This is a genomic window from Janthinobacterium sp. SUN176 (genome assembly GCF_030587335.1).
Taxonomy (GTDB): Bacteria; Pseudomonadota; Gammaproteobacteria; order Burkholderiales; family Burkholderiaceae_D; genus Janthinobacterium; species Janthinobacterium kumbetense.
In genome coordinates this window covers 4,126,509-4,149,098 of sequence record NZ_JAPWIA010000001.1, presented here as the reverse complement: position 1 = coordinate 4,149,098, position 22,590 = coordinate 4,126,509, and the positions used below count along the sequence as shown (strand labels likewise).

Below are 22,590 nucleotides of genomic sequence, written 5' to 3'. Positions count from 1 at the left end.
AGATTTCCATGATATCTCTTCCCGGTAGCCGCCTGGCGGCTACCGTTGCCGCAACTCAGACGGGTTTGCAGGCTATCTTCACCGCCGTTACATTCCCTTCGCCCATGGTGCCTTTTTCGGTACCTGGGGCCAGGTCGCACTGCAGACCCTTCGGCTGAACGGAGACGCTGACGGCATAGGTGTCGCCATAGTCGACTGGGCCGGCCATGGTAAACGTCGTGGTGTCCTTGGCCACCGTTGTTATTGTACTACCGTTAATCAGCACCAGGCCATCCACGGTCAGGCCGGAAATCGTGCCGCCCACGGTATATTTGTTTTGCAAGCAAGTAACAGCGGCGCTGATATTGATGTAATGACCAGCCGAGCCGGAACCGCCGCTGATGCTGCAAGTCATGTGGGCCGGTTGTTTGTTGAAGGTGATGTTGTAGTCGGTGCCATAGTCGATGCGCTTGATAAAAGTGAACGACGTTTTGCCCGCAGGAACCGGGAGGGTGTCGCTGCCATTTGCCAGGATCAGCCCTTCATTGGTCAAGCCAAAGATCGTTCCGCCGACCTCATACGAGGCCTTGCCGCCGCAAGCGGCCAGTCCCAGGGTCAGCAGCAGCGCGGCGAGTGGGCGCAAGCAGGATAACTTCATGTATTTCTCCAAAAAATAGGTGACGGATCGCAAGGATTACTGCGGCGTGCAGTCAAGTGTGGCCGCGGTCGTGGCGGCAGAGCCCATCGTGCCGACCGTATCGCTGGCGTCGGTACTCTTTGAACCCTGGAAGCGGCACGTCAGGCCCGTTGGCTGAGTCAGTATGGAAATACCGTACGGGGCGCCGTCAGCTACCGAAGTGAATGTGTAGGCGGTGGCGCCAGCCGACAGGGTGATGCCTTTGGGGCCCATCACCAGGCGCAAGCCATCGGCGGTCAGGCCTGTGATCGTGCCATTCAGCGGGTAGCTGTTGGTTGTGCAGCTCACCAAGGCCGTGTTCACGGAATAGCTCGATGCCTTGCCGGCGCCATTGGCGATGGTGCAAACGGCGCCCTTGGGCTGTTCCGCGATGGTAATATTGTAGCGGTCATCGTTCTTGACCAGCTTGGTGAAGACGACGGTGCCCTGGCCCACAGGAACCGGCAAGCGTTCCCCGTCATTCAGGAGAATCAGGCCATCCTTGGCCAGGCCGCTGACTGAGACTTGCAGATACAGGTTGCCGCCGCTGCCGCCGCAGGCTGCCAGGGTGACGGCGCAAGCCGCCGCCAGCATCGAGCGCAGGTACAAATTTTTCATACATTCTCCAAAACGAATTAAGTTGGGTAGCGCAACGCGGACGCTGGCGCCGCATTGGAATGGCGCCTATTTTAGTCTATCTGGCAAGCTGGATGACCTTGCCTTGTATCACCCTGTAACAATTTTTCGCCGGGAAGCGCTGGCCCGGCCCCATTTCACGGGGGCGCAGCCATGCCGGCGGCGTCGATCGGTGCGACAATAGACGCATCCTGCGCAGCGTGACGCAGCATCCCATTGTGAGTCCCATGTCCCTTGCCCCCGTAAAACCCGCCGTGCCGCCCAAGGCCATCCTGTTCGACCTCGACGATACCTTGTGGCCCATCGCGCCCGTGATCGCCGCCGCGGAAACCCTGCTGCACGACTGGCTGGCCACGCATGCGCCCAAGGTGGCGCGGCAGTTTTCCATCGAGGTGCTGCGCCAGCACCGCCTGGCCATGCTCAAGGAACAACCGCATTTCCATGGCAACCTGATCGAGTTGCGCCGCGCGGGCTTGCTGGCCGCCTTCGAGGCTGCCGGCGAGGATCCCGCCCTGGTCGACGGCGCTATCCTGCAATTCCTGGCCGCGCGCAACCGCGTCCAGCCCTATGACGACGTCTTGCCGGGCCTGGCCTGGATGCGCCAGCGCATGCTGGTCGGTTCGATCTCGAATGGCAATGCGGACCTTGACATTATCGGCCTGGCGCAGCATTTCAAGGTATCGATCGCCGCCAGCGATTTTGGCGTGGCCAAGCCCGACGCCAGCATCTTCCTGGCAGCTTGCGCCGCGCTGGACGTCGCGCCCCATGAAGCCGTGTATGTGGGCGACGACCTGTATTTCGACGTGACGGGAGCGCAGGGGGCGGGCATGCGCGCCGTCTGGATGAACCGCAAGGGCAGCGATGCGCACCTGGCCGCCGGCGTGCAGCCCGACGCCATCTGCGCCAACTTTGATGAATTGTTGCTGTGGTTGCAAGGGCAACTGGAAGATTGATCGCCGCAGGCCGGGCGAACGTGCATAATAGGCGCTGTTGACGCACGTTCGGCCGCTTTCGTTGCCGCTTGCTTAACAAAATACTTGCCTAAATAAAACACCATGCAACTCGATACACGTGCCCAAACACTGCTGAAAGCCCTGGTCGAGCGATATATCGCCGACGGCCTGCCGGTCGGTTCGCGCGCCTTGTCGAAAATTTCCGGCCTGGACCTGTCGCCGGCCACGATCCGCAACATCATGGCCGACCTGGAAGAGCTCGGTTATGTGTCCAGTCCGCACACCTCGGCCGGACGCATCCCCACGCCGCGCGGCTACCGCATCTTTGTCGACACCTTGCTGACCGTGCGGCACCTGGACGAGCACCTGGTGGAATCGCGCATGCGCCTGCAGACGCCGCAACCGCAAAAAACCATCGCCAACGCGGCGCAGATGCTGTCGTCGCTGTCGCAATTTGCCGGCGTCGTGCTCAGTCCGCGCCGCGAATCCGTGTTCCAGCAAATCGAATTCCTGCGCCTGTCGGAAAAACGCATCCTGCTCGTCATCGTTGCGCCCGGCGGCGACGTGCAGAACCGTTTATTGCTGACGGAGGCCGACTATACGCCGGCGCAACTGGTGCAATCGGCCAATTACATCAACCAGAATTATGGCGGCCTGTCCTTCGATGCCGTGCGCGTGCGCCTGCAGGGCGAATTGCGCCAGTTGCGCGACGATATGGGCAGTTTGATGCAGGCGGCCGTGGAAGCGGGCAGCGAAGCGATGGCGGACCATAGCGATGACATGGTGATTTCCGGCGAGCGCAACTTGCTCAGCGTGAGCGATCTGTCGTCGAACATGCATTCGCTGCGCCAGATGTTCGACATGTTCGAGCAAAAAACGGGCTTGATGCAGTTGCTCGACGTGTCGAGCAAGGCGACGGGCGTACAGATTTTTATCGGCGGCGAATCGAACCTGGTGCCGATGGATGAGATGAGCGTGGTGACGGCGCCGTATGAAGTCAACGGCAAGATCGTGGGAACGTTGGGAGTGATCGGGCCGACGCGCATGGCTTACGAGCGCGTCATCCCGATCGTCGATATCACGGCCAAGCTGCTGTCAAGCGCACTGAGCCATCATTGATCGTACTGCCTGGCGCGCCGGCCGTTCCCTTGCGGAAACGGCCGGCTTGGGTCAGGCTGTTTTGTGCGGGCAAGCCGTCTTGATGCAGTTGCCGTAGATGGCCAAAGCGTGTTCGGCGATCTTGAAGCCGCGCTCTTCGGCCACTTTTTGCTGGCGCACTTCGATGTCTTCGTCGAAGAATTCTTCGACCCGGCCACAGTCGAGGCACACCAGATGGTCGTGGTGGGAACCTTCGTTGAGCTCGAAAATCGCCTTGCCGGTTTCAAAATGGTTGCGATTGAGCAAGCCGGCCTGTTCGAATTGCGTGAGGACGCGGTAGACAGTTGCCAAACCGACATCCATATTGTCGGCCAGCAGAATCTTGTAGACGTCTTCCGCGGTCAGGTGGCGTACCGGGCTACTCTGGAAGATATCGAGTATCTTCAGCCGTGGCAGGGTGGCTTTCAGGCCGCTTGCCTTGAGATCACTAGGATTGTTACTCATGTTTGTTGCTCGTATGTGGGTCAGGTGCTTTATCATATAGCGTTTTGTCGGGGAGTGCCAAAATATGCTTTTTTTTGGCGGGCCGGTCACTCCTGGCGTTTTGTTCATCCAATTGAGGTCATTTATGCGCGTAACACCGGCTGTATTGCCATCTCTCTGGCACCGTATTCCATTTCGAGCACCAGTCTTGGCAGGCATGGTCTGTGTCGCGCTGGCCATGTCCGGCTGCGCCAACCGTGGCATCCTGGGCGAAAAGCCGGCAGCTGCTCAAAAAGAAGGCAAGGAACTGGTTCCCGAACAGGGCGCACAAACGACCACCATTACGCCGCTGCAGAAATTCATGTGGTTTTTCTCGCCCTACCGTCCTGACATTCAACAAGGCAACTTTGTCTCTGAAGAGATGCTGGCCCAGTTGAAAGTGGGCATGACGCGCGATCAGGTGCGTTTCGTCCTCGGCACCTCGCTGCTGACCGATATCTTCCATGCCGACCGCTGGGATTATCCATTCCGCCTGGCACGGGGCAGTGGCGAAACCACCAGCAGCCGCGTGGTCGTGTACTTCGGCAAGGATGGCAAGGTTGAACGTTTCGAAGGCGGTAACTTGCCGACGGAGAAAGAATACATCGACCGTATCGCCGGCCCGTCGCCGTTCGCCAAGGTCGCCAAGGCCGACGCGCCAGCCGCCGCCGTGCCGTCGCCCGTGGCGCCGAGCGCCGTGCCCGTGCCGGCCGATGCCGCCCCTGCCATTCCTGTGAGCAAGCCGGAAGTGACGCCTGCACCTGCCGCCGAGCCTGCACCTGCACCTGCACCTGCTGCCGAACCCACCAAATAAGTTGCTGTAAGAGAATAAAATGACTGAACTGAAAATTGCCATCGCTGGCGCCAGCGGCCGCATGGGCCATATCCTGATCGAAGCGGTCAGCAATGCGCCCGACGCCGTGCTGGCCGGCGCGCTCGACCGTGCCGGTTCGCCATCGATCGGACAGGATGCGGCCGCCTTCCTCGGCAAGCCGGCCGGCGTGCTGACGCAGTCCGACCTGGCGAAGGGCCTGGCGAACGCCGACTTCCTGATCGATTTCACGCGTCCGGAAGGCACTTTGCAGCACCTGGCGTATTGCGCCGAGCACGGCATCAAGATGATCATCGGCACCACCGGTTTCGACGACGCTGGCAAGGCCGCCATTGCCGCCGCCGCCGAAAAGACGGCCATCATGTTCGCGCCGAACATGAGCGTGGGCGTGAATGTCACCATGAAATTGCTGGAACTGGCCGCGAAAAGCTTGTCCGAAGGCTACGACATTGAAATTATCGAAGCCCATCACCGCTTCAAGGTCGATGCGCCATCGGGCACGGCCCTGCAAATGGGTGAAGTGGTGGCCGGTGCCTTGGGACGCGACTTGAAGGAATGCGCCGTGTACGGCCGCGAAGGCGTGACGGGCGAACGCGACCCGTCGACCATCGGCTTTGCCACCATCCGCGGCGGCGATATCGTGGGCGACCATACGGTGTTGTTTGCCGGCATCGGCGAGCGCATCGAGATCAGCCACAAGTCGAGCAGCCGCGTCACCTATGCCCACGGTGCCCTGCGCGCCGCGCGTTTCCTGGCCGACAAGCCCACCGGCCTGTTCGACATGCAGGATGTGCTGTCGCTGAAGAACTGAGGAAGACCATGGCCATTGCCATCCTGAATGGAAAAGACATCACCGACGCAGCGAGCTTTCACGCGCAATGCGTGCAAGCCTTCGGTTTCCCCGAGTTTTACGGCAACAGCATGGATGCCTGGGTCGATTGCCTCAGCTATCTGCGCGACGACGAAAACATGACGCAGTTCCGTTTGAAACCGAACGAAGTGCTCGACATCGTGGTGCAGGACGCCGAAAGCATGAAGGCGCAAGTGCCTGATTTACTGGAAGAAATCACGTTCTGTATCGCCGGCATCAACGAGCGCTATGAAGATTACGGTGAAAAACCGGCGTTGAAACTGGTGCTGAAATAAGGCTGAATCGATAAAAAACGCCGGACAGTGTTGCCACTGGCCGGCGTTTTTCTTTAGACGACTTTGCGTTCGCGCAAACCGTCGATCTGGCCGCCATCGAGGCCCAGCCATTGCTGCAGCACCTCCTGGGTATGCTGCCCCAGCAATGGCGGCGGCAAGCGGTATTGCACCGGTGAAGCCGACAGGCGCACGGGATTGGCCACCAGCGCCACCGTGCCCGCCGTCGGATGCGGCATCTCCACTTTCAAGCCGCGCGCCACCACTTGCGGGTCGGCAAAGACCTGGTCGATGCGGTTGACGGGGCCGCACGGCACGGCTTGCGCCTCGAAGGCGCTGATCCACTCGGCCGTCGTGCGCATCACCGTGGCCTGGCGCATCAGCGGAATCAGGATCGCCCGGTGCGCCACGCGCTGCGGATTGGTGGCGAAACGTTCGTCCTGCGCCCATTCCGGATGGCCGGCGACGGCGCAAAAGCGCGAGAATTGTCCATCGTTGCCGATCGCCAGAATCATGTCGCCGTCGGCCGTGGGGAAGTCTTGATATGGAACAATGTTCGGATGCGCATTGCCCATGCGCTGGGGCACCTTGCCGCCGCACAGGTAATTGGCGGCCTGGTTGCCCAGCGCGGCCACTTGCACGTCGAGCAAGGCCAGGTCGATATGCTGGCCCAGGCCCGAGCGTTCCCGTTCGGCCAGCGCCGCCTGCACGGCGATGGTGGCGTACAGGCCCGTCAGGATGTCCGTCTGCGCCACGCCCACTTTTTGCGGCCCGGCGCCCGGCTGGCCGTCGGGCACGCCCGTGATGCTCATCAAGCCGCCCATGCCCTGGATCAAAAAGTCATAGCCGGCGCGCGCCGCGTACGGCCCATCCTGGCCGAAGCCGGTAATCGAGCAGTAGACGAGGCGCGGGTTGAGTTCCAGCAAGCTGGCCGCATCCAGACCGTATTGCTTCAAGCCATCCAGCTTGAAATTTTCCAGCAAGACATCCGCCTCGGCCGCCAGCCGGCGCACCAGGGCTTGCCCTTCCGGGGCGGCCAAGTCGATGCACAGGGAGCGCTTGTTGCGGTTGGCGCACTGGAAATAGGCGGCCTCGGCGGTGTCGCGGCCATCCTCGTCTTTCAGATACGGCGGCCCCCAGGAGCGCGTGTCGTCGCCGCGGCCCGGCTGTTCAACCTTGACCACGTCGGCGCCCAGGTCGGCCAGCATTTGCCCGGCCCACGGGCCGGCCAGCACGCGCGACAGGTCGAGCACGCGCAAGCCGGTCAGCGGCGCGGGCCGCAGGGTGGAAGCCAAGGCGTCCATTAGTTGAACGCGGCGATGCCGGTGATGGCGCGGCCGATGATCAGCGCGTGCACATCGTGCGTGCCTTCATAGGTGTTGACCACTTCCAGGTTGACCAGGTGGCGGATGACGCCGAACTCGTCGGAAATGCCGTTGCCACCCATCATGTCGCGCGCCACGCGGGCAATGTCCAGCGCCTTGCCGCAGCTGTTGCGTTTCATGATGGAGGTGATTTCCACGGCGGGCGAGCCTTCATCCTTCATGCGACCGAGGCGCAAGCAGCCTTGCAAGCCCATGGTGATTTCCGTCAACATGTCGGCCAGTTTCTTTTGCACCAGTTGATTTGCAGCAAGAGGACGGCCGAATTGCTGGCGGTCCATCGTGTACTGGCGTGCTTTCAGGTAGCAGTCTTCTGCCGCGCCCAGCGCGCCCCAGGCGATGCCGTAGCGGGCGCTGTTCAGGCAAGTGAACGGGCCTTTCAAGCCGCGCACGTCCGGGAAGGCGTTTTCTTCCGGGCAAAATACTTCATCCATGACGATTTCGCCGGTGATGCTGGTGCGCAAGCCGACCTTGCCGTGGATTTCCGGCGCCGACAGGCCTTTCCAGCCTTTTTCCAGCACGAAGCCGCGGATCGCGCCTTCATCGTCCTTGGCCCAGACGACGAACACGTCGGCAATCGGGCTGTTGGTGATCCACATCTTGGCGCCCGACAGGCTATAGCCGCCCGGCACCTTGCGCGCGCGCGTGACCATGCTGCCAGGGTCGGAGCCGTGGTTCGGTTCCGTCAGGCCGAAGCAGCCGATGTATTCGCCCGTCGCCAGTTTCGGCAGGTATTTCTGTTTGGTTTCTTCGTTGCCGAAAGCGTTGATCGGCACCATCACCAGCGACGATTGCACGCTCATCATCGAGCGGTAGCCCGAATCGACGCGCTCGACTTCGCGCGCGGCCAGGCCGTAGCACACGTAGTTCAGGCCGGCGCCGCCGTATTCCTCGGGAATGGTCGTGCCCAGCAAGCCCAGCTCTCCCATTTCGCGGAAGATGGCGGCATCCGTGCGGCCATGGCGGAACGATTCGAGCACGCGCGGCACCAGGCTGCCCTGGCAATAGTCGCGGGCCGCTTCCAGCACGGCGCGTTCGTCGCCCGTCAGTTGTTCTTCCAGCAGCAGGGGGGAATTCCAGTCGAATACGGTTTTGCTCATCACAGGCCTCGCAGGTGAGCGCCGGTGATCGGCGCAAGATTGAATATGACTCATGGTAGATTTTTGCCTAGCCTTGCGCAAACGATTTTTTCGCACCCAGACATGCGTGCTACGCATATCTTGCGGCATACTGGCGTTCTTTTACCGGCCGGATATTCCCATGTCACGCAAAATCCCCATGCTGCAAGCGCTGAACTGCTTCGAGGCGGCCGCGCGCCACCAGAGCTACACGCATGCGGCGCGCGAACTGTCGCTGACGCAAAGCGCCGTGTCGCGCCAGATTTCGTCCCTGGAAACTTTTCTTGGGGTGCAACTGTTTCAGCGCACGCGCCATGGCGTGCTGCTGACCAGCGCCGGCGCCGCGTATGCGCGGCAGATCGCCGCCCGCCTCGACGGTCTGGAGCGCGACACGCTCGACACCATGGCGCGCCAGGGCGGCGGCGGCGCCTTGCAGCTCGCTTCCGTGCCCACGTTTGCCACGCGCTGGCTGATGCCGCGGCTGTCTTCGCTGGCGGACTTGCATCCGGACATCGTCGTGCATATCGACGCGTATACAAAACCGTTTATGTTTGCCGATACGGAATACGATGGCGCCCTGTACGCGGGCACGCCCGAGCAACTGGCGCGCTGGCCCGGCACGCGCGCCACCTTGCTCATGCACGAAGAAATCGTGCCCGTCGCCAGCCCCCGCCTGCTGGCGGCGCGCAGCGACTGGCAGCCGCAGGATTTATTGGAATTGACCTTGTTGCAACAAAGTACGCGCCCGGGCGCCTGGCGCCAGTGGTTTGACGCCATGCAGGTCGAGGGCGAGGGGCGCGACGGGGCGCACTACGGCGCCCGCTATGAACTGTTTTCCATGCTGGCCATGGCGGCCGTGCAAGGGCAGGGCGTGGTCTTGCTGCCACGCATGCTGGTCGAAGCGGAACTGGCGCGTGGCGAATTGCAGATCGCATGCGAGCGACCACTGCGCGGCCAGCGCGCGTATTACCTGATCACGCCCGAAACGGCGCATGAAAAGACGGCCTTGCAGCAGTTCCGGCTATGGCTGCAGGGCGAAGCGGCCTGAGGCAATTCAAACCACCTTGGCCGTATCGAAATGCGGATTGTCGATCAGGCCGATCTGGTTGCCGTACGGGTCGAGCAATTCCACCGTGCGGATGCCGTCGCCCACGTCCGTGATCGGGTGGTGCAGGGTGCCGCCCAGCGCAACGATGCGCTCGACTTCCTGCTCGATGCCGTCCACGCCCCAATACGTCACGCTGCCCTGCGTGCCCGCTTCGCCGCCCGGCAGCAAGCCCAGCTCGAAGCCGCCGATGGCAAAGCCGACATAGAACGGCTGGTCGAAATAGGGCGCCGTGCTGAAAACCTGGCTGTACCAGGCCTTGGCCTTGTCCAGGTCGGGGACGGGATAGGTGACGGTGCGCAAGCCCTTGATCATGTTCTGCTCCTGTTGGTTGAAATAGTCGGCGAAGTACCTGGCGCCATGATGCCACCGGCGCGCGCCGCGCGATTGGAAAAATGGAAGGTGGTCATGCACGCCGGCCCGTCAGCCACGCCTCGGGCGAGCTGCGGGTGAAATCCTGGAAGTCGTGGATCAGGTGCGACTGGTCGAAATAACCATATTGCAAGGCCACTTGCGCCCAGTCCGGCTGTCCCGCCAGGCTTGTCAGGCCCTGGCTGGCGGCGCGAAAACGGCAGATGCGGGCAAACAGCTTCGGGCTGATGCCGACTTGCTGGCGAAATTGCAGCGCCAGGTGCTGGCGCGACACGCCCAGTTGCCGCGCCAGGCCCTCCACGCGCACCTGGCCGCATGCGCGCTCGATGGCCGCGATGGCATGTTCGGCCGCGCCGGGCTGGCGCCGTGGCGGCACGCTGCGCAGACGCAGCAGCAGATAGTCTTGCAGAATAGAAATTCTTTGCGCATTGGACAAGGGCTCGCTCCACAGGGCGTCAGCCAGGCGCGCCGCCAGTTCGCGGCCCCACAGCTGCTGCAATCCCGTGCGGCCATCGCTGAGTTCACACAAGGGCAGCTGGAAGAAGCGGGCCGCCGCGCCCGGCTTGAAGCGGGCCGCCACCGTCTGCACGAGGCCCTGGCTGACGACGGCGATCGGCGCCGTCATCATGCCCACGGCAAAGCTGGCGTCCTGCTGGTCCTGGCACAGGATGTCGATGCAATTGTCGGGCAAGACCTGGTGCGTGAGGGGCGTGGCGCCCGTTTGCACGCGGCACGTCCAGACGCAGTCCAGCCACGGCCGCAGGGCGGGGATGGGCGGATATTCCTGGTAGACGATCATGGCCGGCGTTGATGCAAAGAACAAGATTGTGGCATATGTATTGTTGCATACGACATAGCATAATTGTACGCCGGCCGAAATATGCGAGACCGGGCCGCCGGCGCGCCGCGCTATCGGGCGGCGACAACCAGTATAATGCTCGGTTCATATCCACTATTGGCCGCACATCATGCAAGATAAATATAGTCCCGCCGACGTCGAACAAGCCGCCCAATCGCACTGGAAGGCGATCGACGCCTATAAAGCCGTCGAACACGACCCGCGTTTCCCAAAAGGCAAGTATTTTGCCTGTTCGATGCTGCCTTACCCTTCGGGCAAGCTGCACATGGGTCACGTGCGCAACTATACGATCAATGACGTGATGTACCGCTACCTGCGCATGAATGGCTACAACGTGCTGATGCCGATGGGCTGGGATGCGTTCGGCATGCCGGCGGAAAACGCGGCCATGGCCAACAACGTGCCGCCCGCGCAATGGACGTATTCGAACATCGCCCATATGAAGCAGCAGATGGAATCGATGGGCCTGGCCATCGACTGGTCGCGCGAAATGACCGCCTGCAAGCCTGAATACTACAAATGGAACCAGTGGATGTTCCTGAAGATGCTGGAAAAAGGCATCATCTACAAGAAAACCGGTACCGTGAACTGGGACCCGATCGACCAGACCGTGCTGGCCAACGAACAAGTCGTCGATGGCCGCGGCTGGCGTTCGGGCGCGCTGATCGAAAAGCGCGAAATCCCCATGTACTACGCGCGCATCACCGATTACGCGGAAGAGTTGCTGGCATATGTGGATGACAAGCTGCCGGGCTGGCCCGAGCGCGTGCGCACCATGCAGACCAACTGGATCGGCAAGTCGACGGGCGTGCGCTTCGCCTTCCCGCATGACATCAAGGACGCGAATGGCGCCCTGATCGGCGACGGCAAGCTGTATGTGTTTACCACCCGTCCGGACACCGTCATGGGCGTGACCTTCTGCGCCGTGGCCGCCGAGCACCCGCTGGCCATCCACGCTGCGCAAAGCAATCCTGCGCTGGCCGCCTTCAACGCCGAATGCAAGCTCGGTTCCGTGATCGAAGCGGACATGGCAACGATGGAGAAGAAGGGCATGCCGACCGGCCTGTTCGTCACCCATCCGCTGACGGGCGCGCAAGTGGAAGTCTGGGTCGGCAACTACGTGCTGATCACCTACGGCGATGGCGCCGTGATGGGTGTGCCGGCGCACGACGAACGCGATTTCGGCTTTGCCAAGAAATACGACCTGCCGATCAAGCAAGTCATCGAAGTCAAGGGCCAGGAATTCTCGACGGACGCCTGGCAGGAATCGTATGGCAGCAAGGACGGCGTCTGCGTCGCTTCCGGCAAATACGACGGCCTGCATTTCGCGTCCGCCGTCGATGCGGTGGCCGCCGACCTGGCCGAACTGGGCCTGGGTGAAAAGAAAACCACGTTCCGCCTGCGCGACTGGGGCATTTCGCGTCAGCGCTACTGGGGTACGCCGATCCCGATGATCCATTGCGCCGATTGCGGCGTGGTGCCGGTGCCGGAAAAAGACTTGCCGGTGGTGCTGCCGGAAGACTGCGTGCCGGACGGCACGGGCAATCCGCTGAACAAATACGAAGCCTTCCTGCAGTGCGACTGCCCGCAGTGCGGCAAGCCGGCGCGCCGCGAGACGGACACCATGGATACCTTCGTCGATTCGTCGTGGTATTACATGCGCTATACCTCGCCAGGCTCGAACGACGCGATGGTCGACGCGCGCAACGATTACTGGATGCCGATGGACCAGTACATCGGCGGCATCGAACACGCCGTCATGCACTTGCTGTACGCGCGCTTCTGGACCAAGATCATGCGCGACTTCGGCCTGGTCAAGTTCGACGAGCCATTCGTCAACCTGCTGACGCAAGGCATGGTGCTCAACGAAACATATTATCGCAAGGACGCGGTGGGCAAGACCACCTGGTTCAACCCGGACGACGTGCGCCTGTCGCTCGATGACAAGGGCCGTCCGCAAAGCGCCGTCCTGGTGGCCGACGGCCAGCCGGTAGAAATCGGCGGCACGGAAAAAATGTCGAAGTCGAAGAACAACGGCATCGACCCGCAAGCGCAGATCGAGCAGTACGGCGCCGACACGGCCCGCCTGTTCACCATGTTCGCTTCGCCGCCGGAACAGACGCTGGAATGGTCGGGCAGCGGCGTCGAAGGCGCGAACCGCTTCCTGCGCCGCGTGTGGAACTTCGGCTACGCCCAGTCGGCGACGATTCAAGCCGCGCTGGCCGGCGGCGCCGCACCGGCCACGGGCGACGCGCAGAAAAACCTGCGCCGCGAATTGCACAAGCTGCTGCAGCAAGCCGATTACGACTTGAAGCGCATCCAGTACAACACCGTGGTATCGGCCTGCATGAAGATGCTCAACACGCTGGAATCGGCCAAGCTGGACGATAGCGCGCAGTCGAAGGCGCTGATCGCCGAAGGCTTCTCCATCTTCCTGCGCCTGCTCAACCCCGTCGCGCCGCACATCACCCACGTGCTGTGGCAGGAACTGGGCTACGCGGGCGTGCACGGCGACCTGCTCAACGTCGCCTGGCCGCAAGTCGACCCGGCTGCATTGGAGCAGTCCGAGATCGAGATGATGATCCAGGTGAACGGCAAGCTGCGCGGCTCGATCACCGTGTCCAAGGATGCGGACAAGGCCAGCATCGAAGCGGCTGCGCTGGCGTGCGAAAGTGTGCAGAAGTACGTCGAGACCACGCCGAAGAAGATCATCGTCGTGCCAGGCAAGTTAATCAGCATCGTGGTGTAATCATGACGACTTCCTCTTCCGTATCGCTGTTGGGCCGCCGCGCCGTGCTGGCCTTGGGCCTGACTGTTTTGCTGTCGGCCTGCGGCTTCCATTTGCGCGGTTCGAACGGCAGTTTCATGCTGCCGTTCGCGACGATGTACATCGGCTTGCCCGACACGTCGCCGCTGGCGATCGGCCTGAAGCGCTATATCCGCGCCATTGGCAGCACGGAAGTGGTCAACACCAGGGATGGCGCCGACGCCGTCCTTGAAGTGCTCAGCGACCCAGAGAGGAATCAGACCAAGACCATTTTGTCGCTGAACAAAAATGGCCGGGTACAAGAGTATCAACTCGGCTACTCGATCAATTTCCGCGTGGTGGACAAGGCCGGCAACCAGTTGCTGGCGCCGACGACCATCAGCCTGGTGCGTCCGATCACCTTCGACGACTCGCAGGTACTGGCCAAGGAAACGGAAGAAGCGGCGCTGTACCGCGACATGCGCAATGACCTGGTGCAGCAGATCATGCGCCGCCTGGCCGCCATCAAGCCGGTGCTGCCGGCCATGTCGGTGGCGCCAGTGGCGCCCGTGACGCCGGTTGCGCCGGCAGCCCCGCAGCAGTAACGGGGACGCCATGCAATTGCGGATAGACGCGCTCGATGGGCATGTGGCCAAGCCGCTGGCGCAGCTGTATGTGATCACCAGCGACGAACACCTGCTGGCGCTGGAAGCGGCCGACAAGATCCGCCGCGCGGCGCGTGCGCAGGGATACTCCGAGCGCGACGTGCTGACGGTGGAGCGCAGCTTCAAGTGGGGTGAACTGCTGGCGGCGAACCAGGAGCTGTCGCTGTTCGGTGACAAGAAAATGATCGAGTTGCGCATCCCCACCGGCAAGCCGGGCAAGGATGGCGGCGCGGCGCTGCAAAGCTACGCGAAAAACCTCAGTCCCGACAACCTGACCCTGATTACCTTGCCCAAGCTGGATTGGGCCACGCAGAAGGCGGCCTGGGTCGCCAGCCTGCAGCAGGCGGCCGTGTATATCGACATTCCGAATGTGGAACGGGCGCAGTTGCCGGCGTGGATAGGCCAGCGCCTGGCCGCGCAGGGACAAAGCGCCGAACGGGCCAGCATCGACTTCATCGCCGAACGGGTGGAAGGTAACTTGCTGGCGGCGCACCAGGAAATCCAGAAACTGGGCTTGCTGCATGCCGTGGGCAAGCTGACGTATGAACAAGTGCAGGACGCGGTGTTGAACGTGGCCCGCTATGATGTCTTCAAGCTGTCCGAAGCCATGCTGGCCGGCGACCCGGCGCGCCTGGTGCGCATGCTCGAGGGCTTGAAAGGCGAGGGCGAGGCGCTGCCGCTGGTCTTGTGGGCCGTCTCCGAAGAAATCCGCACGCTGTTAAAATTGAAGGCGGGCATGGCGCAAGGGCGTCCATTGGGCGCGCTGCTGAAGGAATACCGCATCTGGGGGCCGCGCGAGCGGATGATGGAACCGGCCCTGCGGCGCATTTCGCTACCCGTGCTGGAAGCGGCGCTGCAGCAGGCGGCGCAGGTGGACAAGATGATCAAGGGCTTGCGCGCCAAGGGCTACGCGGGCGATGCCTGGGATGCCATGCTGCAGTTGGGCCTGAAGATCGCCCGAGGCTAGTTTTTTACTATATGGATACGAGCATGGACATCACAGAATATATGCAGGACGTGGGCACGCGCGCGCGCGCCGCCTCGCGCGCCATGGCGCGTGCCGACAGCGCCACGCGTAACCGCGCCTTGAGCCTGATTGCCGCCGCCATCGTGCGCGATGCCGACCTGCTGCGCGCGGCGAACCAGCGCGACCTCGATGCGGCCGCCGCCGCCGGCCTGGCGCCGGCCATGCTCGACCGCCTGACCCTGTCCGACGCTGCCATTGCCACCATGGTCGAAGGCTTGACGCAGATCGTGTCGCTGGCCGATCCGATCGGCGAAATCTCGAACATGAAGTTCCGCCCGACGGGCATCCAGGTGGGCCAGATGCGCGTGCCGCTGGGCGTCATCGGCATCATCTATGAAGCGCGTCCGAACGTGACGGTGGATGCCGCCGGCCTGTGCATCAAGAGCGGCAACGCGACGATCTTGCGCGGCGGCTCGGAAGCGATTCACTGCAACCGCGCGCTGGCCAAGCTGGTGGCCGAGGGCTTGCAGGGAGCCGGCTTGCCGGCCGATGCCGTGCAAGTCATCGACACCACCGACCGCGCTGCCGTCGGCGCCTTGATCACCATGCCGCAGTACGTGGACGTCATCGTGCCGCGCGGCGGCAAGGGCCTGATTGCGCGCCTGATGGACGAGGCCACCGTGCCGATGATCAAGCACCTCGATGGCATTTGTCACGTCTATATCGACGCCAAGGCCGATATCAGGAAGGCGATCGATATCGGCTTCAACGCGAAGTGCCACCGCTACGGCACCTGCAACACCATGGAAACGCTGCTGGTGTCGCGCGCCGTCGCCGCGACCGTGCTGCCGCAGCTGGCCGAACTGTACCTGACCAAGCAGGTGGAACTGCGCGCCGATCCGGAAAGCCATGCGATCCTGACCGCCGCTGCCTATCCGCACCTGGTGCCCGCCACCGAGGAAGACTGGCGCACCGAATACCTGGCGGCGATCCTGTCGGTGAAGGTCGTCGACGGCATCGACGAAGCGATGGACCACATCAACCAGTATTCATCGAAGCACACGGAATCGATCATCACGGAAGACTACAGCGATGCGCTGCGCTTCCTGCGCGAAGTCGATTCCGCCTCGGTGATGGTGAACGCGTCGACGCGTTTTGCCGACGGCTTCGAATATGGCCTGGGCGCCGAGATCGGCATCTCGAACGACAAGCTGCATGCACGCGGCCCGGTGGGACTGGAAGGCCTGACCTCGCTCAAGTACGTGGTCTTTGGCCACGGCGAAGTACGCAAATAGTCTCTTTCGCGGGCGGCCCACAAGGCGGCCCGTGCTCTCGTTTCTCTCCACTTCTGACACTGGGAACCCCATGCTCTTTCTCTGGACCAAAGCCTTCCACATCATCTTCGTCATGTCCTGGTTTGCCGGCCTGTTTTATTTGCCGCGCATCTTCGTGAACCTGGCGATGGAGACGGAAACGGTGGCTACCGAGCGCCTGCTGCTGATGGCGCGCAAGCTGTACCGCTTCATGTCCCTGCTGGCGCTGCCGGCCATGGTGCTGGGGTTGGCGTTGATGTGGATGCTGTACGGCGGGGGCGAAGGCCGCATGAAGATGCCGGGCTGGATGCACGCCAAGCTGACGTTCGTGGTGCTGCTGCTCGGTTATCACCATGCCTGCGGCGCCATCCTGCGCAAGTTTGAAAAAGGTCTCAACAAGCGCAGCCACACCTGGTTCCGCTGGTTTAATGAAGTGCCGGTGGTGATGCTGCTGGCCGTCGTCGTGCTGGTCGTGGTCAAGCCTTTCTAAGGGAGTCGAGATGAGTGCAAGTCAGAGCAAAGTCGTGCAGTATTTCTTCGCGCCCCACTCTCCATGGACTTACCTGGGGCACGCACGCCTGATGGCCATCGCCGCGAAGACGGGCGCACAGATCGACGTGCGACCCTTCGACCTGGGCAAGGTTTTCAGCGTCTCGGGCGGCCTGCCGCTGGCCAAGCGCGCACCGCAGCGCCAGGCGTATCGCCTGGCCGAACTGGCACGCTGGTCGGCCTTTTTGCAAGTTCCCCTGACCTTGCAGCCCAAGTTTTTTCCCGTGTCGCCAGAAGCGTCGGCCAAGCTGATCATCGCCACGCGCCTGGCGCACGGCGTGGAGGCATCGCTGAACCTGGCGCACGCCATCATGCGCGGCTTGTGGGCGGAAGAGCGCAACATCGGCGACGAGGAAACCCTGGTGCAGATCGCGCTCGACGCCGGTTTCGATGGCCGCCAGTTGCTGAAAACGTCGGAAACGGCCAGCGTGCAGGCCGAATACGACGCCAACACGGAGGCAGCGACCGCCGCTTCCGTGTTCGGCTCGCCGTGGTACATCGTCGATGGCGAAGGGTACTGGGGCCAGGACCGCCTCGATTTTGTCGAACGGGCGCTGGCAGGGTAGTCAAGCAAAAGCAGTTTTTTAAACGTAGTAAGCAGCGCCTGTAATTTAGCGGGCGTTCAACACAATGGAATAAGGGTACACCAACCATGGCTTCATATTTTTGCCCATGCCCGCGCGGCATGGAAGCGGCGCTGGCCGAGGAACTGGGCGAGATTGCCCACGATAGTTCGACCATGAAGGTCCACAATCAGGTGCCGGGCGGCGTACATTGCTCGGGCGACCTGCTGGACTCCTACCGCATCAACCTGCATTCGCGCATCGCTTCGCGCGTGCTGATGCGCATGGCCCATTCCGGCTACAAGACGGAAAACGATATTTATGACCTGACCCTGGCGCAATCCTGGGAAGACTGGTTCGGCGTGCACCACACGATCCGCGTCGACGTCACGGCCGTCAAATCGCCGCTGCGCAGCCTGGAGTTCACGACCCTGAAAATCAAGGATGCGATCTGCGACCGCTTCCGCGACCAGTTCAACGAGCGTCCGTCGGTCAACACCAAGACGCCGGACATGCGCATCGTCGGCTTCCTCGACGCGCATACGTTTACCGTGTACCTCGATACCTCGGGCGAAGCCCTGTTCAAGCGCGGCTGGCGCGAAGAGACGGGCGACGCGCCGCTGCGCGAAAACCTGGCCGCCGGCCTGCTGCGCGTGTCGGGCTGGAAGCCTGGCATGGTGCTGTTCGACCCGATGTGCGGTTCCGGCACCATCCTGGCCGAAGCGGCGCAGATGCTGCAGGGGATTCCGCCGGGCGCCTCGCGCCAGTTCGCGTTTGAAAACTTCCACGACTTCGATCCCGCGCCGTGGAATGCCATGAAAAACGCCATCAAGGTCAATCCGCTGCCCGCCGAACCGACCATTTTCGGCAGCGACATCTCGGGCGACATGGTCGCCATGACGCGCCACAACCTGCGTTGCGCAGGTGTGCGCTTCGACGTGCCCTTGAAACAGATCGAGGCGCAGGAAGTCAAACCGCCAAGCGACGTGCCGGGCATCATGCTGACCAACCCGCCGTACGGCGAGCGTATCGGTGTGCGCGGCGACAGCACCATCCCGGAAGACGAACTGTCGACGTCCTTCTATTCGGCCATGGGCACGACCCTGAAGCAGCGTTTCGCCGGCTGGACCGTGTTCCTGTTCACGGCCGACCTGGGCCTGCCCAAGCTGCTGCGTTTGAAGGAAGCACGCAAGACGCCATTCTTCAACGGCGCGCTGGAATGCCGTCTGTTCCGCTTTGATATGGTCGCCGGCTACAACCGTAGAGAAGAAGCCAAACCGAAAAACATCTGATTAAACCTACTGCGCGTTGCCACTTGCGGCTTGCGATGCTCACCGTACTTTTGTACGGTTGCGCTTCTCGGCCACAATTGGCGGCCGCTCGCTACGGTTTTCTCAGGTGTTTTACGCGCTAAAAAATGCAGTATCACGCGCGCGGACCGTAACCGGTCCGCGCGCCACTTTGGATCCGCCATGTTTCCCACCCCTCCGGCCGATGTGCCGCCCGACCCGGTTACCCCCGTTCCTCCTCCCACGCCGAGCCATATGGCGCCGCTGAGCCGCGGTGCGCTGGCGATGATGCTGGCCGGGCTGTCGATGCTGGGGCCCCTGTCGATCGATACGTATCTGCCTGCGTTTGGCGCGATCCAGGGTTCGCTGCAAGCGTCGCCGCTGGAAGTGCAGCAGTCGCTGACGTTCTACATGCTGGCTTTTGCCGGCATGGTGCTGTGGCATGGTGCGATCTCGGATACTTTTGGCAGGCGCAACGTCATTCTCGTTTCGCTGCTGATGTTTGCCATCGGTTCGCTCGGCTGCGCTTCGGCGCACACGGTGCACTACCTGTGGTTCTTCCGCATCATGCAGGGCGTCTCGGCCGGCGCCGGCGTGGTGATCAGCCGCGCCATCATCCGCGACCTGTATGCCGATGCGGCAGCGGCGCGGCTGCTGTCGCTGGTGACGATGATCTTTTCCATCGCCCCGGCGGTGGCGCCGATTCTCGGTGGCTGGATCGTCATCTGGTTCGACTGGCGCTCGATCTTCCTGTTCCTCGCCTTTTACACGCTGGTGCTGCTGGCGTTCTGCTACTGGCGCCTGCCCGAAACCCTGCCGATGGAAAAGCGCCAGCCGTTCAATCCGCGCTTTCTCGCCTCGAGCTATGGCCAGATCCTGCGCTCGCCCCTGTTCCACATCAAGGCTGGCATCGTCGCCCTCAATTTCGCTGGCCTGTTCCTGTTCATCACGGCCGCGCCGGAAATGCTGCCCAAGCAGCTGGGCCTGGGGCCATCGCAATTCGGCTGGCTGTTCATTCCCTGCGTGAGCGGCATCTTCATGGGCGCCGCGGCGGCCAACCGCATCGCCGGCAAGGTCACGTTCGCGCGCCAGATCGGCATCGGCTTTGCTTTCCTGCTGTGCGCCGCCAGCGTCAATGTCGTGTATCACCTGTTCCTGCCGCCCTCCTTGCCCTGGTCGGTGCTGCCCCTGTTCTTCTACACTTTCGGTATGTCGCTGGTGGGGCCGGGAGCGACCTTGCTGGCGCTCGACCTGTTCCCGCATATCCGCGGCACGGTGGCCTCGTGCCAGTCGTTTGCCAGCACCTTGCTGGGCGCCGTGGTGGCTGGCGTGATCTCGCCGCTGCTGTCCGGGTCCGTGCTGTGGCTGGCGTCGGGCCAACTGGCGTTTACGGGCCTGGCGCTGGCGCTGTGGCTGATCTCGCGGCGCTTTCGTCACCGTTTGCTGGGTTCCTTCAAGGCATAAGTTTCCACTGCAGAACGCTAGATTTATTTCAACTTAATTTTCTATATTGCAAGTAATATTCGGCGCTTATGATAAGATGACTTCTTTTCCAGGCATCCTCTCAGGCGACATTTTTTGGGTTACAGGAGTAGAGGATTTCTCTGACGTGGCCGCGCTTCGCTGCTAAGCGCTCATCCTTTTCGAACCGGCAATGCCTGATACGATGCATCAATCTGATCAAGATATTCGCAATCGCCTGCTGATTGCCCGCCTGCCGGCCATGCCGCAGATACTCATCAAGCTGATCGCCCACCTGCAGGCCGACGATGCCGGCATGCCGGAGCTGGCCGCCCTGATCGCCAAGGATGCGGGCATGACCAGCAAGATTCTCGGCGTGGCCAACAGCTCGGCCTACCATCGCCAGGGCAAGGTCGTCAGCCTGGAGCAATCGCTCGTGTCGCTGGGCACGGACATGATCAAGACCTTGGTCATCAGCGAATCCGTCTTCCAGACCTTCAACAGCTTTCCCCATTCCGGCAGCACGGATTTGCGCGCCTTCTGGAAAAGTTCGCTGTCGGCCGCCGTCATGGCGCGCGCGCTGGCCAAGGCCATGGCCTATCCGCATGTCGAGGAAGCGTATCTGGCCGGCTTGCTGCACAACGTGGGCCGCCTGGCCTTGCTGGCCACGGCGCCGAAGGAATACGCGTTCAATTTCACGGCGCGCGACGATGCCGCCCTGTGCGCGGTGGAGCAGCGCACCTTGCAGATCACGCATGCTGAAGCGGGCGCCTGGCTGATCGAGCGCTGGCATCTCGATTCCTTCCTGGCCGACAGCGTGCTGTATCACCACGAACCGCTGGCGCGCCTGGAAGCGAGCCATCCCCTGATTCGCATCGTGCGCCTGGCGCACCTGCTGTGCTGCCATGCCGACGATGCGGAATCGATCACGCAGGCGGCAAGCCTGTGCGCGCTGGATGTCGACGTACTGCAAGACCTGGCCGGCAGCGTCGTGCGCCAGGTGGCGCAGGCGGCGCAGCACCTGGGCATCGACCTGGCCGGCGCGGACGACATCGTCACGCCGCCCGCGTATGCGCCGCCATCCGTCGATCCGGTGCAACTGCGCCTGTCCGATGAAGTGCGCAATATGGTGCTGGTGTCCGAAGTGGGCCAGACCTTCTCCCGCCAGCAGGGAGAAAGCAGCCTGCTGGAAGCCATCACGCGCTCGGCGCGCATCCTGTTCGATTTCGACACCGCCGTCATCCTGCTGCAAAACCCCACCGGCCATGCGCTCGTCGGCGTGGAGGCGGGCGAACATCAGCAGCGTCTGGCCGGCTTCTCGATCCCGCTGGCCAAGGGCGGGCCCCTGGCCGCTTCGGCGCTGGAGTGCCAACTGGCGTTCCTGAAGCGCGACATGCCGGCGCTGGGCATCGTCGAAGAGCAGTTGTTCCGCATTCTCGGTACCGACAGCCTGGTTTGCGTGCCGCTAGTGGCGGGCCAGCGCAGCCTGGGCGTGTTGATTGGCGGCGTGGCGGCGTGGCAGATTCCCGCGTGCCAGAAGCGCGAGGGTTTCCTGCGCGCCTATGCCAACCAGGCCGCCACGGCGCTGGAAACGGCCATCAGCGCGCGCGGCCTGGCACGGCGCCAGCTCGATCACGTGGCCGAGGAATACCGCGCCGCGTCGCGTCGCGTCGTGCATGAAGTGAATAACCCGCTGTCCATCATCAAGAACTACCTGAGCGTGCTCGATCACAAGCTGGAGAAGCAGGAGCCGGTCACGGGCGAGATGTCGATCCTGAACGAGGAAATCGACAGGGTCGGCCAGTTGATCAGCGGCCTGGCCGACCTGCAGCCGGTGGCGGCCAGCGGCGTGACCGATTGCGCGCGCGTGGTCGACGATGTGCTGCGGCTGTTCCGCGCCACCGACTTCCTGCCGCCGAAGATCGAGGTGGTCACGCGCATGCAGGATGCACCATGCGAAGTGGAGGCCGATGCCGACATGCTCAAGCAAATCCTGCTCAACCTGCTGAAAAACGCCGTCGAAGCCTTGCCCGATGGCGGGCGCATCGAAGTGGCGAACCGTGGCCACGTCAACCGCGACCGTCGCCTGTACCTGGAATTGTGCGTCAGCGACAATGGCGCCGGCCTGGCGCCGGAAGTGCTGGCCAATCTGTTTTCCCCTGTGCGCAGCAGCAAGGAAGGGGCGCATCACGGCCTGGGCCTGTCCATCGTGCATGACCTGGTCACCCGCCTGCATGGCGTGATCGGCTGCCGCAGCAGCAAGTCCGGCACCTCGTTTGAAATTCTGCTGCCCATTCCCTTGCCAGCGAGTGCTGCAGCCGCGCTGCCCGCGCCCGGCAATACCGCTTTGTCTTCGTAACGT

At 62.5% G+C, this 22,590-nt stretch carries 22 protein-coding genes; 15 read left to right on the top strand and 7 right to left on the bottom strand.

The annotated features are described in order from the left end of the window. Window positions 1-55 precede the first annotated feature (55 nt). Together O3299_RS18745 and O3299_RS18740 are read right to left on the bottom strand one after the other, a co-directional pair. Window positions 56-670: a hypothetical protein gene (locus O3299_RS18745; protein WP_251351298.1), complete on the bottom strand. Its 615-nt coding sequence runs from the start codon at window positions 668-670 to the stop codon at window positions 56-58. 3 nt (window positions 671-673) lie between these two features. Then, complete coding sequence (locus tag O3299_RS18740; protein WP_305054200.1) at window positions 674-1,273, bottom strand: hypothetical protein; 600 nt, start codon at window positions 1,271-1,273, stop codon at window positions 674-676. A gap of 245 nt (window positions 1,274-1,518) precedes the next feature. On the opposite strand from O3299_RS18740, the gene O3299_RS18735 reads away from it, so the two are divergent. Together O3299_RS18735 and hrcA are read left to right on the top strand one after the other, a co-directional pair. After that, window positions 1,519-2,244 (top strand): HAD family hydrolase, encoded by a 726-nt coding sequence (locus O3299_RS18735; protein ID WP_251351296.1) that lies wholly within the window; start codon window positions 1,519-1,521, stop codon window positions 2,242-2,244. A gap of 102 nt (window positions 2,245-2,346) precedes the next feature. Further along, window positions 2,347-3,363 carry a heat-inducible transcriptional repressor HrcA gene (gene hrcA, locus O3299_RS18730; RefSeq protein ID WP_034745713.1) on the top strand — a complete coding sequence of 339 codons (1,017 nt, stop codon included), beginning with the start codon at window positions 2,347-2,349 and terminating at the stop codon, window positions 3,361-3,363. A 51-nt stretch (window positions 3,364-3,414) separates the two neighbouring features. Here hrcA and fur read toward each other — a convergent pair whose 3' ends face one another. Further along, window positions 3,415-3,846: a ferric iron uptake transcriptional regulator gene (fur, locus tag O3299_RS18725; RefSeq protein WP_034778781.1), complete on the bottom strand. Its 432-nt coding sequence runs from the start codon at window positions 3,844-3,846 to the stop codon at window positions 3,415-3,417. A gap of 196 nt (window positions 3,847-4,042) precedes the next feature. Here fur and O3299_RS18720 point away from each other — a divergent pair, with 196 nt between their 5' ends. The 3 genes from O3299_RS18720 to O3299_RS18710 are packed head-to-tail and all read left to right on the top strand — an operon-like array spanning window position 4,043 to window position 5,842. Beyond that, window positions 4,043-4,678 (top strand): outer membrane protein assembly factor BamE, encoded by a 636-nt coding sequence (locus O3299_RS18720; protein ID WP_305062985.1) that lies wholly within the window; start codon window positions 4,043-4,045, stop codon window positions 4,676-4,678. A 19-nt stretch (window positions 4,679-4,697) separates the two neighbouring features. Further along, on the top strand, window positions 4,698-5,507 hold the full coding sequence (gene dapB / locus O3299_RS18715; protein ID WP_099666270.1) for a 4-hydroxy-tetrahydrodipicolinate reductase: 810 nt from the start codon (window positions 4,698-4,700) through the stop codon (window positions 5,505-5,507). A gap of 8 nt (window positions 5,508-5,515) precedes the next feature. After that, window positions 5,516-5,842 carry a barstar family protein gene (locus tag O3299_RS18710; protein ID WP_305054198.1) on the top strand — a complete coding sequence of 109 codons (327 nt, stop codon included), beginning with the start codon at window positions 5,516-5,518 and terminating at the stop codon, window positions 5,840-5,842. Between the two features lie 53 nt (window positions 5,843-5,895). Here the strand turns inward: O3299_RS18710 and O3299_RS18705 are convergent, their stop codons facing one another. Further along, on the bottom strand, window positions 5,896-7,143 hold the full coding sequence (locus tag O3299_RS18705) for a CaiB/BaiF CoA-transferase family protein (protein WP_305054197.1): 1,248 nt from the start codon (window positions 7,141-7,143) through the stop codon (window positions 5,896-5,898). Next, a complete protein-coding gene (locus O3299_RS18700; RefSeq protein WP_034745726.1) occupies window positions 7,143-8,321 on the bottom strand; it encodes an acyl-CoA dehydrogenase in 1,179 nt (392 codons plus the stop codon). The genes O3299_RS18705 and O3299_RS18700 overlap by 1 nt, the downstream gene beginning before the upstream one ends. A gap of 160 nt (window positions 8,322-8,481) precedes the next feature. On the opposite strand from O3299_RS18700, the gene O3299_RS18695 reads away from it, so the two are divergent. Further along, complete coding sequence (locus O3299_RS18695) at window positions 8,482-9,387, top strand: LysR substrate-binding domain-containing protein (RefSeq protein ID WP_289907318.1); 906 nt, start codon at window positions 8,482-8,484, stop codon at window positions 9,385-9,387. A 6-nt stretch (window positions 9,388-9,393) separates the two neighbouring features. Here O3299_RS18695 and O3299_RS18690 read toward each other — a convergent pair whose 3' ends face one another. Both O3299_RS18690 and O3299_RS18685 read right to left on the bottom strand, forming a co-directional pair. Continuing rightward, window positions 9,394-9,759, bottom strand: coding sequence for a VOC family protein (locus tag O3299_RS18690; protein WP_305062893.1), 366 nt, complete (start codon window positions 9,757-9,759; stop codon window positions 9,394-9,396). Window positions 9,760-9,850: 91 nt separating this feature from the next. After that, complete coding sequence (locus tag O3299_RS18685) at window positions 9,851-10,639, bottom strand: helix-turn-helix domain-containing protein (RefSeq protein WP_305062892.1); 789 nt, start codon at window positions 10,637-10,639, stop codon at window positions 9,851-9,853. Window positions 10,640-10,784: 145 nt separating this feature from the next. Between O3299_RS18685 and leuS the strand changes: the two genes are divergently transcribed. The 9 genes from leuS to O3299_RS18640 all read left to right on the top strand — a co-directional run bounded on the left by leuS (window position 10,785) and on the right by O3299_RS18640 (window position 22,587). Beyond that, a complete protein-coding gene (gene leuS / locus O3299_RS18680; protein ID WP_099666274.1) occupies window positions 10,785-13,424 on the top strand; it encodes a leucine--tRNA ligase in 2,640 nt (879 codons plus the stop codon). 2 nt (window positions 13,425-13,426) lie between these two features. Then, a complete protein-coding gene (gene lptE / locus O3299_RS18675) occupies window positions 13,427-14,026 on the top strand; it encodes an LPS assembly lipoprotein LptE (protein ID WP_099666275.1) in 600 nt (199 codons plus the stop codon). 10 nt (window positions 14,027-14,036) lie between these two features. Continuing rightward, entirely contained in the window at window positions 14,037-15,053 is a 1,017-nt protein-coding gene (gene holA / locus O3299_RS18670; protein ID WP_099666276.1) for a DNA polymerase III subunit delta, read from the top strand. A 23-nt stretch (window positions 15,054-15,076) separates the two neighbouring features. After that, on the top strand, window positions 15,077-16,348 hold the full coding sequence (locus tag O3299_RS18665; RefSeq protein WP_305054191.1) for a glutamate-5-semialdehyde dehydrogenase: 1,272 nt from the start codon (window positions 15,077-15,079) through the stop codon (window positions 16,346-16,348). 70 nt (window positions 16,349-16,418) lie between these two features. After that, entirely contained in the window at window positions 16,419-16,856 is a 438-nt protein-coding gene (locus O3299_RS18660) for a CopD family protein (RefSeq protein ID WP_099666278.1), read from the top strand. A gap of 10 nt (window positions 16,857-16,866) precedes the next feature. Next, window positions 16,867-17,481 carry a 2-hydroxychromene-2-carboxylate isomerase gene (locus O3299_RS18655; RefSeq protein ID WP_251351286.1) on the top strand — a complete coding sequence of 205 codons (615 nt, stop codon included), beginning with the start codon at window positions 16,867-16,869 and terminating at the stop codon, window positions 17,479-17,481. 119 nt (window positions 17,482-17,600) lie between these two features. Then, complete coding sequence (locus O3299_RS18650; RefSeq protein WP_099666280.1) at window positions 17,601-18,770, top strand: class I SAM-dependent RNA methyltransferase; 1,170 nt, start codon at window positions 17,601-17,603, stop codon at window positions 18,768-18,770. Window positions 18,771-18,950: 180 nt separating this feature from the next. Then, window positions 18,951-20,231: a multidrug effflux MFS transporter gene (locus tag O3299_RS18645; RefSeq protein WP_218965298.1), complete on the top strand. Its 1,281-nt coding sequence runs from the start codon at window positions 18,951-18,953 to the stop codon at window positions 20,229-20,231. A gap of 202 nt (window positions 20,232-20,433) precedes the next feature. Next, complete coding sequence (locus O3299_RS18640; protein ID WP_305054190.1) at window positions 20,434-22,587, top strand: HDOD domain-containing protein; 2,154 nt, start codon at window positions 20,434-20,436, stop codon at window positions 22,585-22,587. Window positions 22,588-22,590: the final 3 nt, after the last annotated feature.

What these genes read in the sequence shown, in the direction of transcription:
- O3299_RS18740 (WP_305054200.1), bottom strand. Translation starts at nt 1,273, where the DNA reads ATGAAAAATTTGTACCTGCGCTCGATGCTGGCGGCGGCTTGCGCCGTC.
- O3299_RS18735 (WP_251351296.1), top strand. Translation starts at nt 1,519, where the DNA reads ATGTCCCTTGCCCCCGTAAAACCCGCCGTGCCGCCCAAGGCCATCCTG.
- hrcA (WP_034745713.1), top strand. Translation starts at nt 2,347, where the DNA reads ATGCAACTCGATACACGTGCCCAAACACTGCTGAAAGCCCTGGTCGAG.
- fur (WP_034778781.1), bottom strand. Translation starts at nt 3,846, where the DNA reads ATGAGTAACAATCCTAGTGATCTCAAGGCAAGCGGCCTGAAAGCCACC.
- O3299_RS18720 (WP_305062985.1), top strand. Translation starts at nt 4,043, where the DNA reads ATGGTCTGTGTCGCGCTGGCCATGTCCGGCTGCGCCAACCGTGGCATC.
- dapB (WP_099666270.1), top strand. Translation starts at nt 4,698, where the DNA reads ATGACTGAACTGAAAATTGCCATCGCTGGCGCCAGCGGCCGCATGGGC.
- O3299_RS18710 (WP_305054198.1), top strand. Translation starts at nt 5,516, where the DNA reads ATGGCCATTGCCATCCTGAATGGAAAAGACATCACCGACGCAGCGAGC.
- O3299_RS18705 (WP_305054197.1), bottom strand. Translation starts at nt 7,143, where the DNA reads ATGGACGCCTTGGCTTCCACCCTGCGGCCCGCGCCGCTGACCGGCTTG.
- O3299_RS18700 (WP_034745726.1), bottom strand. Translation starts at nt 8,321, where the DNA reads ATGAGCAAAACCGTATTCGACTGGAATTCCCCCCTGCTGCTGGAAGAA.
- O3299_RS18695 (WP_289907318.1), top strand. Translation starts at nt 8,482, where the DNA reads ATGTCACGCAAAATCCCCATGCTGCAAGCGCTGAACTGCTTCGAGGCG.
- O3299_RS18690 (WP_305062893.1), bottom strand. Translation starts at nt 9,759, where the DNA reads ATGATCAAGGGCTTGCGCACCGTCACCTATCCCGTCCCCGACCTGGAC.
- leuS (WP_099666274.1), top strand. Translation starts at nt 10,785, where the DNA reads ATGCAAGATAAATATAGTCCCGCCGACGTCGAACAAGCCGCCCAATCG.
- lptE (WP_099666275.1), top strand. Translation starts at nt 13,427, where the DNA reads ATGACGACTTCCTCTTCCGTATCGCTGTTGGGCCGCCGCGCCGTGCTG.
- holA (WP_099666276.1), top strand. Translation starts at nt 14,037, where the DNA reads ATGCAATTGCGGATAGACGCGCTCGATGGGCATGTGGCCAAGCCGCTG.
- O3299_RS18665 (WP_305054191.1), top strand. Translation starts at nt 15,077, where the DNA reads ATGGACATCACAGAATATATGCAGGACGTGGGCACGCGCGCGCGCGCC.
- O3299_RS18660 (WP_099666278.1), top strand. Translation starts at nt 16,419, where the DNA reads ATGCTCTTTCTCTGGACCAAAGCCTTCCACATCATCTTCGTCATGTCC.
- O3299_RS18655 (WP_251351286.1), top strand. Translation starts at nt 16,867, where the DNA reads ATGAGTGCAAGTCAGAGCAAAGTCGTGCAGTATTTCTTCGCGCCCCAC.
- O3299_RS18650 (WP_099666280.1), top strand. Translation starts at nt 17,601, where the DNA reads ATGGAAGCGGCGCTGGCCGAGGAACTGGGCGAGATTGCCCACGATAGT.
- O3299_RS18645 (WP_218965298.1), top strand. Translation starts at nt 18,951, where the DNA reads ATGTTTCCCACCCCTCCGGCCGATGTGCCGCCCGACCCGGTTACCCCC.
- O3299_RS18640 (WP_305054190.1), top strand. Translation starts at nt 20,434, where the DNA reads ATGCATCAATCTGATCAAGATATTCGCAATCGCCTGCTGATTGCCCGC.